General features: G+C 45.0%; 12 protein-coding genes. 7 read left to right on the top strand and 5 right to left on the bottom strand.

What is annotated here, in order from left to right; genetic code table 11:
* Nucleotides 1-92 precede the first annotated feature (92 nt).
* Nucleotides 93-404 (top strand): rhodanese-like domain-containing protein, encoded by a 312-nt coding sequence (locus Q3W56_RS10680; RefSeq protein ID WP_003237998.1) that lies wholly within the window; start codon nt 93-95, stop codon nt 402-404.
* A 23-nt stretch (nt 405-427) separates the two neighbouring features.
* On the opposite strand, the gene melA is transcribed toward Q3W56_RS10680, so the two are convergent.
* From melA to Q3W56_RS10655, 5 genes are read right to left on the bottom strand one after another with little or no spacing between them, the layout of a single operon-like run.
* Nucleotides 428-1726, bottom strand: a complete 1299-nt coding sequence (gene melA, locus Q3W56_RS10675) for an alpha-galactosidase MelA (protein WP_302895455.1) — start codon at nt 1724-1726, stop codon at nt 428-430.
* Between the two features lie 19 nt (nt 1727-1745).
* Entirely contained in the window at nt 1746-2576 is an 831-nt protein-coding gene (locus Q3W56_RS10670; protein ID WP_302895454.1) for a carbohydrate ABC transporter permease, read from the bottom strand.
* Nucleotides 2573-3484 carry a carbohydrate ABC transporter permease gene (locus tag Q3W56_RS10665; protein WP_302895453.1) on the bottom strand — a complete coding sequence of 304 codons (912 nt, stop codon included), beginning with the start codon at nt 3482-3484 and terminating at the stop codon, nt 2573-2575. The genes Q3W56_RS10670 and Q3W56_RS10665 overlap by 4 nt, the downstream gene beginning before the upstream one ends.
* Nucleotides 3481-4758, bottom strand: coding sequence for an ABC transporter substrate-binding protein (locus Q3W56_RS10660; RefSeq protein ID WP_302895452.1), 1278 nt, complete (start codon nt 4756-4758; stop codon nt 3481-3483). The genes Q3W56_RS10665 and Q3W56_RS10660 overlap by 4 nt, the downstream gene beginning before the upstream one ends.
* Before the next feature lie 33 nt (nt 4759-4791).
* The gene (locus Q3W56_RS10655; RefSeq protein WP_302895451.1) at nt 4792-5826 is read right to left on the bottom strand and encodes a LacI family DNA-binding transcriptional regulator; all 1035 of its coding nucleotides are present in this window, start codon (nt 5824-5826) and stop codon (nt 4792-4794) included.
* A 217-nt stretch (nt 5827-6043) separates the two neighbouring features.
* Between Q3W56_RS10655 and Q3W56_RS10650 the strand changes: the two genes are divergently transcribed.
* From Q3W56_RS10650 to bioD, 6 genes are all read left to right on the top strand, one after another.
* Complete coding sequence (locus Q3W56_RS10650) at nt 6044-6943, top strand: dienelactone hydrolase family protein (RefSeq protein ID WP_302895450.1); 900 nt, start codon at nt 6044-6046, stop codon at nt 6941-6943.
* A gap of 89 nt (nt 6944-7032) precedes the next feature.
* Nucleotides 7033-7533 (top strand): hypothetical protein, encoded by a 501-nt coding sequence (locus Q3W56_RS10645; protein WP_302895517.1) that lies wholly within the window; start codon nt 7033-7035, stop codon nt 7531-7533.
* A gap of 195 nt (nt 7534-7728) precedes the next feature.
* A complete protein-coding gene (bioW, locus tag Q3W56_RS10640) occupies nt 7729-8505 on the top strand; it encodes a 6-carboxyhexanoate--CoA ligase (protein ID WP_302895449.1) in 777 nt (258 codons plus the stop codon).
* The gene (gene bioA, locus Q3W56_RS10635) at nt 8495-9841 is read left to right on the top strand and encodes an adenosylmethionine--8-amino-7-oxononanoate transaminase (protein WP_302895448.1); all 1347 of its coding nucleotides are present in this window, start codon (nt 8495-8497) and stop codon (nt 9839-9841) included. The genes bioW and bioA overlap by 11 nt, the downstream gene beginning before the upstream one ends.
* Complete coding sequence (bioF, locus tag Q3W56_RS10630) at nt 9831-11000, top strand: 8-amino-7-oxononanoate synthase (protein WP_302895446.1); 1170 nt, start codon at nt 9831-9833, stop codon at nt 10998-11000. Before bioA ends, bioF begins: the two co-directional genes overlap by 11 nt.
* On the top strand, nt 10997-11692 hold the full coding sequence (bioD, locus tag Q3W56_RS10625) for a dethiobiotin synthase (RefSeq protein ID WP_302895445.1): 696 nt from the start codon (nt 10997-10999) through the stop codon (nt 11690-11692). Before bioF ends, bioD begins: the two co-directional genes overlap by 4 nt.
* The last annotated feature ends 1 nt before the right edge of the window (nt 11693 follow it).

The raw sequence follows: 11693 nt of genomic DNA, 5'->3' as shown, positions 1-11693 counted from the left end.
CCAAAAGGGGGTTTTTCATCAGTCTCTGAATAGCAATCGCACGGCTGACTTTGCTATACTGAACATGACCATTGTGAATAGGAGTGTTTTCATTGGAGATAAAAGAAATCAGCACAGCCGCTTTAAAAGAAAAGATTGAGGCGGACGAAGAATTATATTTGATTGATGTCAGAGAAGATGAAGAGGTGGCGGAAGGCATGATCCCGCAAGCCGTTCATATTCGGATGGGGGATATTCCTGAAAAAATGGACACCCTTGATAAAGACAAAGAGTACGTATTTATCTGCCGTTCAGGAATGCGCAGCATGAATGTCTGCAGATACTTGGATGAGCAGGGATTTAAAACAGTCAATGTTGAAGGTGGCATGATGGCCTGGGAAGGCGAAACAAAACCAAAAAACTAGGGGGAAAGCAGTCCCCTAGTTTTTTATTTGTATTCCGGAAGCCAATCGCCGTGTGCTGCAAATAAATCATCACACATGGAGATGATGTCAGACATGGAAAGCTCCGCGCTTGTATGAGGGTCAAGCATTGCCGCTTGGTAGACCGCTTCTTTTTTTCGTGTAACAGCGGCTTCAATTGTCATCAGCTGCGTATTAATATTCGTCCGGTTTAAGGCTGCAAGCTGCTCAGGCAGTTCTCCGGTGAAGCAAGGGGTAATTTTTTTTCTGTCGGCAACGCATGTCACTTCAACAACCGCTTTTGAAGGAAGATTGGTGATCAGTCCTGTATTCAAGACATTTCCACCGAAGATAAACGGCTCGTTCGTTTCCATTGCTTCTATAATTCTTGAGCCATATTCCTTTGAGCGTTCATGCGTAAGGTTTTTATTATTGACGATATCATCCCGCATTTTCTCCCAATTTTGAATCTGTTTGACGCATCTTCTCGGATATTCGTCGAGCGGGATTTGCAGCTCGCTGATCAGCTCGGGATAGTTCCGTTTAATAAAGTATGGATGGTATTCTGCGTTGTGTTCGGACGATTCCGTGACATAATAGCCGAACTTATCCATCAATTCAAACCGCACCATATCATGATGCTTTGTTTTTTGTTTTTCTATCGCTCTCCTTTTGATTTCGGGATATAGATCTACGCCGTCTTTTTTGACTTCCAAAAGCCAAGCCATATGATTGATGCCCGCGATGTGCTCCTCGATTCCGTCATGCTCCATTCCGAGAGATTTGAATAAATCCTTCGTGCACACTTGAACACTGTGGCAGAGTCCGATTGTTTTGACATTCGTATAGCGGAGCATGGCGCCTGTAAGAGAGGCCATCGGATTTGTATAGTTTAAAAACCATGCATCCGGGCACATTTCCTCCATATCTTTTGCGATATCAAATAAGACTGGGATTGTTCTGAGTGATCTGAAGATCCCGCCGATGCCGACTGTGTCGGCAATCGTCTGACGCAGCCCGTATCGTTTCGGAATCTCGAAATCGATGACTGTGCTCGGTTTATATCCTCCAACCTGAATCGCATTGATGACATAGCTTGCGTTCTGCAAGGCGAGTTTTCTGTCGGCATAGCTGTTGATGGCCACGCTTGGGTTATAGCGGTCTCTGAGATTCTCGAGCATGAGCTGGGATTCCTGTAAGCGTTTTGGATCAATGTCATATAGGGCGAATTCAAATCCATTCAGCGCTTCAGTTAACAAGCAGTCTCCCAATACATTTTTGGCGAAAATGGTGCTCCCTGCACCGATAAATGTAATCTTTTTCATATTGCTTCCTCCCTTAATGTTATCCCTTTACCGCTCCGGATGACAGGCCGGCAATAAAGTATTTTTGCAGCGCCAAAAACAGAATAACCATCGGCATCATCGCCATAAGTGCGGCTGCGGCAACTAAATGCAGATTGTTGGCGTTTTCACCGAAAAACCCTGCCATGGCTACTGTTAATGTCTGAACCTTTTGATCTTGTAAAAAGAAAATCGCAAATTGATAGTCGTTCCATATGAAGACACAGGAAATAATACAGATGGTCGCAGTGATTGGCTTCAGCAGAGGAAACACAATCGTAAAAAAGATTTTCAGCATGCCTGCGCCATCTATTCTTGCGGCCTCTTCAAGCTCTTTTGGAATGGTCGAACGGATGAAGCCAGAATACAAGAATACGGTTAACGGCATATAAGCCGCTGTATTGATCAAAATGGCGATGGCGTGTGTATTGACCATTCCGGCGTCCACGACCATTCGGTACAAAGGCACCATCGACGTTAACGGAGGGATGATCATAATGGAAATCAGCAAGGCAAATACAGCTTTATTCAGTTTCGTTTCCCGCCGTGCAAGCGGGTAGGCAGCAAGTGAGCCGAATATAATTAATAACAAGGCAGAAAAACCTGTGATGATGATGGTGTTCATAAAAGAGTTTCCTAACGAAGCGCGCTCCCATGCCTCTGAAAAATTGTGAAAGGAGATGTCGGCTGGAAACAGCCATTTTGAACTGTAGTCTCCTTTTGCTTTTAATGAAGTGGTCAGCAGGATGTAAAAAGGGATAACATGCGCACAGGCCACAATGGCTGCAAAAAGTGTAACGATCCGCAGTTTTTTTGAACGGGCGGCCTTCATGACGTTTCCGTCTCCTTTCTTTTAAAGTACGCAAGCGCGCAAAAGCTGATGATCAAAATGACAAATGCCATAAATATGCCTTGCGTTGCGGCATAGCCGGCATCCTGCCGTTTGAAATACAAATCATACATAAATGTGGACATGGATTGTGACGCGTTTCCGGGACCGCCTGCGGTGAGCGCGATAATGACATCAAACAGCTTTAAGCCTCCGATAATGTTGATGACCATATTAATCGTGATCGAGGGCATTAACAGCGGCAGCGTAATGCTGAAAAACTGCTGGCCTTGTTTCGCACCATCCATTTGCGCCGCTTCGTAGTAGTCTTTCGGAATGCTTTGCAGGCCGGCTAAGTAGACAACCATAGCAATCCCGACATATTGATACGTGTTAATCATGACAATGAGCCACGGGTTGAGCGATGGACTGGCGAGCGCATTGATCGGGCTGATGCCGAATACACCGAGCAAATCGTTAAGCGCGCCTCCGTCATAGGAGAAGAAAAAGTACCAAATATAGCCCATAATGAGCGGGCTGATCATCACCGGCAAATAGACAATTGTTCTTGTCATCGCTTTCATTTTAATGCTTTGATTCAAGAGCAGGGCGTACAGGAGTCCGATTACATTTTGGAAAAAGGTGCTACCGAGCCCGTAAAGCAGCGTGTTTTTTAAGATGTGCCAAGTGTCGGGATCAGAAAACAGCCTTTCATATTGCGCGAATCCCACCCATTGGTAGACTTGTGAAAAGCCGTTCCAGTTTGTAAAGGTGATCAATGTTCCTTTCACAAACGGATAAATCATAAAGATCAGAACGGAGAGCAAAGCAGGAATATACATCCACCAAAGGGAGGACTGCTTTTTCAGCTTAACCTGTTTCACATGAACGTCTCTTGCGATCTCACTCATTGTTCTTCAGCTCCCTGTGTTTCCGATTGCTCCCGGAGTCGTTTGTATTCTCTTCCCAGCTTCTTCGAAATCTCTTGAGGCGTTAAAATATCAGCCATAAGCTCCTGCCCGACCGTGCCTAGGACATCCCACATTCCGTTTGGCAAATATAAACGGTCGAAGTAAGGCTCGACTTTGACATCTTGATAATGCTCATAGTCATTTGAATAGAAAATATCAGCTTTGACATTGGTCAGACCTGATGGAAGCGATGTGGCTTCAGCCATTCGTTTGGCATTGGCGGGACGGGCCATAAATGCGATGAATTCTTTTGCTTCCTTTACGTGAGGGGAGTCTTTCCATGCTGCAAGTGTGTAGCGTTCACCGCCGATCCATATCGGCTCATCACCTTCATGTATGGCAGGTGTGGGGATAATGCCGACCTTGACCTTTGGATTGATCTGGGCAACGTCTTGGCCGAGCGTGCCGCCTTGCATCGTAAAGGCGATTTTGTTTTGGGCCATTAATTCAATGAGCTGTGATTTTTTTGCGGTTACGGCGTCAATATTAATCAATTTTTCTTTCTGCATTTGTTTAAGGATGTCTGATAAGTAAGTGAATTTGTTCCATTGAAAAGTGCCGTTGGTGAGCTGTTTTTTTTCATTATGGGCAGGATCTGTGATGAGAAGAGGTGTAGCGAATTGGTCGTAATATTGGGCGAATGAGCTTTTGTCATATCCGGCAAACCAGAAGGGAACAATGCTTCCCTTGCTCTTTTCTTTAATCGTTCTCAGCGCTTTGATAAAGTCATCCATGGTCTCCGGCGGGTTAATGCCATAACGGTCTAAAATATTGCGGTTATATGCTAGGCCGTCTTTTGCCTGATTGATCGGATAGGCATACACCTTTCCGCTTTTATTTTTGAGGATGCTGTTTAAATTGGGATCAAGAGCTTGGGTCCATCCCATATCCCTGAGATCCGCTGTATATTCTCCATACCTGATTTTTCCCCAGCCATGTGTATCGAAAAGGTCAGGCAAATCATTGGCTGCCATTCTGACACGCATCATATTTTCATAGTCATTGCCTGGGAAATGAAGGCTGACACGAAGGTCTCTGTGTTCCTTTTCAAACGCTGCCGCCAGTTTTCTGAACGTATCTCTTTCACTGTCAGTTGACATTGTAGAATAAATGGTTAACGTCTTTTTTGCGGTATCTGCTGAGCTTTTCTCTGCTGAGCAGCCGGGCAGAACAAGCAGAATAAGAGAGAGAAATAAAACAAAAGTGTGTTTCATCTTTTCCTCCTTATCATCGTGATGAATGCTTGCTTATGTCACCTCCTTAGCTGTATATCCGCAGCTTTGTCTCACGATTAATGTTGTGGGCAGGGTGACATGGTGAGGGAGGGTTCGGCCATTGAGGCGGTCAAGCAGCAGTTTTACGCCTGTTCGGCCCATTTCCTCTGTGTATACCTTCACCGTCGTTAAAGGCGTACTGGCAAATTCAGCTTCTTCAATGCCGTTAAAACTGACGATCGCTGTATCGCGCGGCACTTGCAATCCGGCTTCCTGAAGCGCTTTTAACGCGCCGATCGCCATGGAATCACTCGCGATAAAGAATGCTTCCGGCAGATTGCCTTTGGCGATTGCTTTCTTCATCAGGCGATAACCCTCGCGCATGCTGTATTCTCCGATCAGTACATGCTCAGGCTGGGGGGCGGAGGACTCCAAAAAGGCGGTCAGCCGTTTGTCTTCTATGGTTCTGCGAATGCTTTGACCGTCCTTCAGCGTATGCTCTTTTTCCTGCCCGCCTATGTAACCCAACCGTTTGTAACCAAGACAGAAAAGGTGATTAATCGCTTGGTGTGAAGCGGATTCAAAATCAATGCCAATCGAATCGTATGCTTGCGGATCGGGAGAATGATTGATAAATACGGCATGTTCTAGCCTTCCGCTGATATGCTTAACCGCTTCATCATGAACACGGCCGACGACAATGACACCATCCAGTGCCCGAAAGATAGGCTCCTGAAAGGAACCGAGATGAATCGAATTGGTAATGAAAATTTCCTGTTCGAAGCATTCCTTTTCAATGCCTTTGCGAATCGAGGAAAAATAAGGGTCCTGCCTTTCTTGATCAAGGGGCAGACAGCTCAGCACGCCGATCAGCGGATGGGCCCGCTGTTTTTGCCCGCGGGTTTTTCGGCGTTTAGCAACCGTTTGATAGCCGAGCTCTTCTGCGATAGCGATGACCCTTTGCCTTGTTTCGCCTGCCACAGAAAGCGACTCATCTTCGTTCAAAATTCTGGAAACAGTTGCGCTGGAAACATTAGCTTTCATAGCGATATCTTTAATCCGAACCATAGGTATCCCTCTCATCTATTTTAGTAAAATGTTAACCCATCTGTTTTGATAAATTGATGCTATCACATGAAAGTAAGCGGTTACAACAGTTATTTTCAGAATATTTAATTATATTTACTAAATATTTAGTAAATGATTCAATTTGTTTTGGAAAAATAAAGGGGAAACCAGATTCATCTCGTAAATGTGAAGTAAGCGAATAAGGAAGGGTGAGAGAATGAGTACGGAAAGAAGAAAGCAACTGTTTCGATTGCTTGGAGATTTGCCTGATCAGGGGGAAATCAGTACAGAGATATTGCGTATTGAAGAAAGAGAAGGAAACATCATTGAAACGCTCCTGCTCCATCTAAACGGACATGAAAAGGTGCCCGCTTATTTTGTGAAACCGAAATCTGCAAAAGGGCCTTATCCAGCCGTATTGTTTCAGCATTCGCATGGCGGCCAGTATGACAGGGGAAAGAGTGAACTGATTGAAGGAGCGGATTATTTGAAAGCGCCTTCTTTTTTCCGTGAGCTGACTTCTCTTGGGTACGGCGTGCTGGCGATTGACCATTGGGGATTTGGAGATCGGCGGGGAAAAACGGAAAGCGAGATTTTTAAAGAAATGCTTCTTACCGGAAGAGTGATGTGGGGCATGATGATTTATGACAGTTTAAGAGCGTTAGATTATTTGCAGTCTCGCCCTGATGTGAAGCCTGACAGAATCGGGACCATCGGCATGTCTATGGGAGGGTTGATGGCGTGGTGGACAGCGGCGCTCGATGACCGGATTAAGGTGTGTGTGGATTTGTGCAGCCAGGTAGATCATCACGTGCTGATGAAAACACAGAATCTTGACCGGCATGGCTTTTATTATTACGTTCCGTCGCTTGCAAAGCATTTTTCTGCCTCAGAGATCCAAAGCATGATCGCACCGCGCCCGCACCTTAGCCTTGTTGGTGTACACGACCGGTTAACGCCGGCTGAGGGTGTGAACAAAATCGAAAAAGAATTGACAGCTGTGTATGCTGGACAGGACGCTTCTGATTGCTATCGGGTGGTCCGTTCCGCTTCTGGCCATTTCGAAACGGCAGTGATGAGGCATGAAGCCGTCCGGTTTTTGCAAAAGTGGCTGTGACCGTTACGGGAAACTGGCAGAAGGCCAGGTGAAAGAGTTTTGTTAGAAACATATCACATTTCAATGAATTAGCGAGGGATGTGGAACCAATAGAATTACAAGACATTTTGGATTGGGCTTTCCGACGGCATCTCAATCCATTAATCTGGTATATTCGTCCCCTCTTTTTACTCGTATTGGTTTATGCTGCGTATAAGCGCAGCTGGAAAGGCATCATCATCACTTTTGTATTGATGATGAGCAGTATGGTCTGGTTTCCGGAACCTAAGAAGATTCATCTGCAAATGCAAGAAGTGCTCGAATTCGAGCAAATGCTTTTAAGCAGTCCGGTCTCGGCTGTTTTAACAATTGCTTTCATGATGGTTTTTCTCAGTTTTATTTTGGCTGCTTTCTGGAAGCGGTCGCTTGTATTTGGTTTCATTCTATTGAATGTGACACTTGTTGGGAAGGTGGCCCTGTCCTTATCTTTCACAGGTAAAAATGGTTGGGCGCCGTTGGGCAATACGGTTTTTGGGCTGTTGATGATAAATGGGATCGGCTTGTTTATCAAGTGTAGAAGTCGAAAAAAACGCAGAGGAATAGACATCTAAGGGGCCGTTTTCCTGTAAAACGGTCTTTTTGCTCGTTTTAAGAACCAGCTCTAAAACAAAATGAAGATTTCCTATATTGACAGAATCGTATGTGAATAATAATATTCTAACTGTTAACTTTAATTTATATTTGGTTAACAATTAGAATAAGATGTGATATACGTTCTTCAGTTATCAGTGAAAGGGCGAGAAAAGATGCAAGAAGAAGTATTTTATAGTGTCAGAATGAGAGCTTCTATGAATGGATCTCATGAAGACGGCGGAAAGCATATATCTGGCGGAGAACGGCTTATTCCTTTCCATGAGATGAAGCGTACAGTCAATTTTTTACTAGAGAAAGGGTTATCCCACTCAAGGGGAAAACCTGATTTTATGCAAATTCAATTTGAAGAGGTACATGAGCCGATAAAAACCATTCAGCCATTGCCAGTGTATACGAACGAAGTGAGTTCCCCGAAAGAGGGACAAAAGCTTGCCCGATTGTTGTTGGAAAGAGAAGGCATTTCACGAGAAGTGATTGAAAAAGCATATCAACAAATTCATTCATGGTCGGGTGTCAGGGGAGCTGTTTTGTTTGATATTCACTCAGGCAAACGGATTGATCAAACAAAAGGAAAAGGGGTGAGGGTCTCCAGAATGGATTGGCCGGACGCCAACTTTGAAAAATGGGCGCTTCGCTATCACGTGCCGGCGCATTCTAGAATAAAAGAGGCACTTGCGCTCGCCACAAAGGCTAGCCGGTACCCGGCAGCCGTTGCAGAATTATGCTGGTCAGATGACCCTGATTACATAACAGGCTACGTTGCAGGCAAGAAAATGGGCTATCAGCGTATTACAGCAATGAAAGAATACGGGTCTGAAGAGGGCTGCCGCATCTTTTTTATTAATAGCTCCGAAGATGTAAATACGTACATACATGATCTGCAGAAGGAGCCTATTTTAATCGAGTGGGAGGAAGACCATGACTCATGATTTGATAGAAAAAAGTAAAAAGCACCTCTGGCTGCCGTTTACCCAAATGAAAGATTATGATGAAAACCCATTAATCATCGAAAGCGGCACTGGTATCAAAGTCAAAGACATATACGGCAAGGAATACTATGACGGGTTTTCTTCTGTTTGGCTTAATGTCCATGGGCACCGCAAAAAGGAATTAGATGACGCCATAAAAAAACAACTCGGAAAAATCGCGCACTCCACGTTATTGGGCATGACTAATGTTCCTGCAACCCAGCTAGCCGAAACATTAATCAACATCAGTCCGAAAAACCTTACGCGAGTCTTTTATTCAGACAGCGGTGCAGAAGCGATGGAAATCGCCCTAAAAATGGCGTTTCAGTATTGGAAGAACATCGGAAAGCCTGAGAAACAAACATTTATCGCAATGAAAAATGGCTATCACGGTGATACGATTGGCGCTGTCAGTGTCGGTTCAATTGAACTGTTCCACCACATATACGGCCCGTTAATGTTTGATAGTTACAAAGCTCCGATTCCTTATGTGTATCGCTCTGAAAGCGGAGATCCTGATGAGTGCCGTGATGAGTGCCTGCGAGAGCTCAGACAGCTGCTCGAAGAACATCATGAGGAAATTGCTGCGCTTTCAATAGAATCAATGGTCCAAGGGGCGTCCGGTATGATTGTGATGCCGGAAGGATATTTGGCGGGCGTGCGCGAGCTATGTACTACATACGACGTGTTGATGATTGTTGATGAAGTGGCTACAGGTTTTGGCCGTACCGGAAAAATGTTTGCGTGTGAACACGAGAATGTCCAGCCTGATCTAATGGCTGCCGGCAAAGGCATTACAGGAGGTTATTTGCCAATCGCCGTTACGTTTGCCACTGAAGACATCTATACGGCATTCTATGATGATTATAAAAACCAAAAAACCTTTTTCCACGGTCATTCCTACACAGGAAATCAGCTTGGCTGTGCGGTTGCACTTGAAAATCTGCGGTTATTTGAATCTGAAAACATTGTGGAACAAGTAGCGCAAAAAAGTGAAAAACTCCATTTCCTTCTTCAAGATTTGTATGCTCTTCCTCACGTGGGAGATATTCGGCAGCTGGGCTTTATGTGCGGTGCAGAGCTTGTTCAGTCAAAGGAAACCAAAAAGCCTTACCCTGCTGATCGGCGGATTGGCTACAAAGTATCCTTAAAAATGCGGGAGCTTGGCATGCTGACAAGGCCGCTTGGGGATGTGATTGCATTTCTGCCTCCTCTCGCCAGCACAGCTGAAGAGCTCGCGGAAATGGTTGCCATTATGAAACAAGCGATCCAAGAGGTTACCAGCCTTGAAGATTGACGCCTGGTTAATCGAGCGGTTAGACAGAGCAAAGGAAGCCGGCTTATACCGTAATTTGCGGACAATGAACGGGGCTCCGGTTCCAGAGAGGAACATTGATGGAGAGAATCAAACGGTCTGGTCTTCAAACAATTATTTAGGACTGGCAAGCCATAGCCGCTTGATTTCTGCAGCCCAAGAAGCACTGCAACAATTTGGGGCAGGAAGCAGCGGCTCCCGTTTAACGACAGGCAATTCGGCTTGGCATGAAAAGCTTGAAAAAAAGATTGCCGCCTTTAAACGGACGGAAGCGGCTTTACTGTTTTCGAGCGGTTATTTAGCCAATGTCGGTGTCCTTTCATCATTGCCAGAAAAGGAAGATGTCATTTTAAGTGATCAACTCAATCATGCAAGTATAATTGATGGCTGCCGGCTGTCCAAGGCTGATACAGTTGTTTACCGGCATATTGATATGGATGATCTTGAAAACAAGCTGAATGAAACACAGCGTTATCAGCGCCGTTTTATCGTAACAGACGGGGTATTCAGCATGGATGGCACAATTGCCCCTCTTGATCAGATCATCTCACTTGCGAAACGCTATCATGCCTTCGTGATCGTTGATGATGCCCATGCAACAGGTGTTTTGGGTGATTCGGGAGGAGGAACGAGTGAGTACTTTGGTGTTTGTCCTGACATTGTGATTGGCACCTTAAGCAAAGCTGTTGGCACGGAAGGAGGTTTTGCCGCAGGTTCAGCGGTCTTCATCAAGTTTTTGCTCAACCATGCCAGAACATTTATCTTTCAAACTGCTATTTTGCCAGCCAGCTGTGCAGCCGCTTATGAGGCTTTCAACATCATTGAAGCCAGCAGGGAGAAACGGAAGCTTTTATTTTCTTATATCAACATGATCAGAACCAGTCTGAAGAACATGGGTTATGTGGTAAAAGGTGATCACACGCCGATTATTCCTATAGTCATCGGCGATGCCCGAAAAACAGTCACATTTGCTGAAAAACTGCAGGACAATGGAATTTATGCCCCTGCCATTCGGCCGCCGACCGTTGCGCCAGGTGAAAGCCGGATCCGATTAACAATCACTGCTGATCATAGTATGGGTGATATTGATCATTTGCTGACATCATTTCAATCAATTGGAAAGGAGCTGCATGTCATTTGAGGGGTTTTTTTGTAACAGGAACAGATACAGAAGTGGGGAAAACGGTTATATCCAGCGGAATCGCCGCTTTATTGCGAGAACATAACAAAGATGTCGGGGTGTTTAAACCATTTTTAAGCGGTATATCTCGACATCATCCGGATAGTGATACAAGTCTGCTGAAAGACATGTCACAGACCAAGCTTTCTCATGAAGATATTACGCCTTTTGCCTTCAACGCACCGCTTGCACCATATATCGCAGGAAAGCTGGAAGGAAAGGCTGTCTCTATGGAAGAGGTCTTAAGCCATTGGGAGCGGATAAGAGAAAAACATGAATGCTTTATCGTAGAAGGTGCGGGCGGTATTTCTGTGCCATTGGGAGAGGATTTTTTAGTCAGTCATGTCATAAAAGCGCTACAGCTTCCCATCATCATAGTGGCACGTCCTCATCTCGGAACAATCAATCATACCTTTTTAACCTGCCAATATGCAAAAAGCATGGGTCTGCCAATTGCCGGAATTGTCATTAATGGAATCAGTGATTCTCTTGGCGATGATGAAAAAAACAATCCAGAAATGATTGAGCGCTTATGCGGTGTGCCGATTTTAGGGATTACGCCAAAGCTTGCCAATGTGACGAAAGAAACGGTTCTCCATATGGTAAAAGACCATATCAATCTATCATTACTGATGAATCAAGTGGGGGTATGAG

Origin of the sequence: Bacillus sp. C28GYM-DRY-1, assembly GCF_030519405.1 — a bacterium.
In the GTDB taxonomy this organism is placed as follows: domain Bacteria; phylum Bacillota; class Bacilli; order Bacillales; family Bacillaceae; genus Bacillus; species Bacillus spizizenii_A.
The sequence above is the reverse complement of the archived record's forward strand: the minus strand, read 5'-3'. Positions and strand labels throughout refer to the sequence as shown.

What these genes read in the sequence shown, in the direction of transcription:
- melA (WP_302895455.1), bottom strand. Translation starts at nt 1,726, where the DNA reads ATGAAAAAGATTACATTTATCGGTGCAGGGAGCACCATTTTCGCCAAA.
- Q3W56_RS10670 (WP_302895454.1), bottom strand. Translation starts at nt 2,576, where the DNA reads ATGAAGGCCGCCCGTTCAAAAAAACTGCGGATCGTTACACTTTTTGCA.
- Q3W56_RS10665 (WP_302895453.1), bottom strand. Translation starts at nt 3,484, where the DNA reads ATGAGTGAGATCGCAAGAGACGTTCATGTGAAACAGGTTAAGCTGAAA.
- Q3W56_RS10660 (WP_302895452.1), bottom strand. Translation starts at nt 4,758, where the DNA reads ATGAAACACACTTTTGTTTTATTTCTCTCTCTTATTCTGCTTGTTCTG.
- Q3W56_RS10655 (WP_302895451.1), bottom strand. Translation starts at nt 5,826, where the DNA reads ATGGTTCGGATTAAAGATATCGCTATGAAAGCTAATGTTTCCAGCGCA.
- Q3W56_RS10650 (WP_302895450.1), top strand. Translation starts at nt 6,044, where the DNA reads ATGAGTACGGAAAGAAGAAAGCAACTGTTTCGATTGCTTGGAGATTTG.
- bioW (WP_302895449.1), top strand. Translation starts at nt 7,729, where the DNA reads ATGCAAGAAGAAGTATTTTATAGTGTCAGAATGAGAGCTTCTATGAAT.
- bioA (WP_302895448.1), top strand. Translation starts at nt 8,495, where the DNA reads ATGACTCATGATTTGATAGAAAAAAGTAAAAAGCACCTCTGGCTGCCG.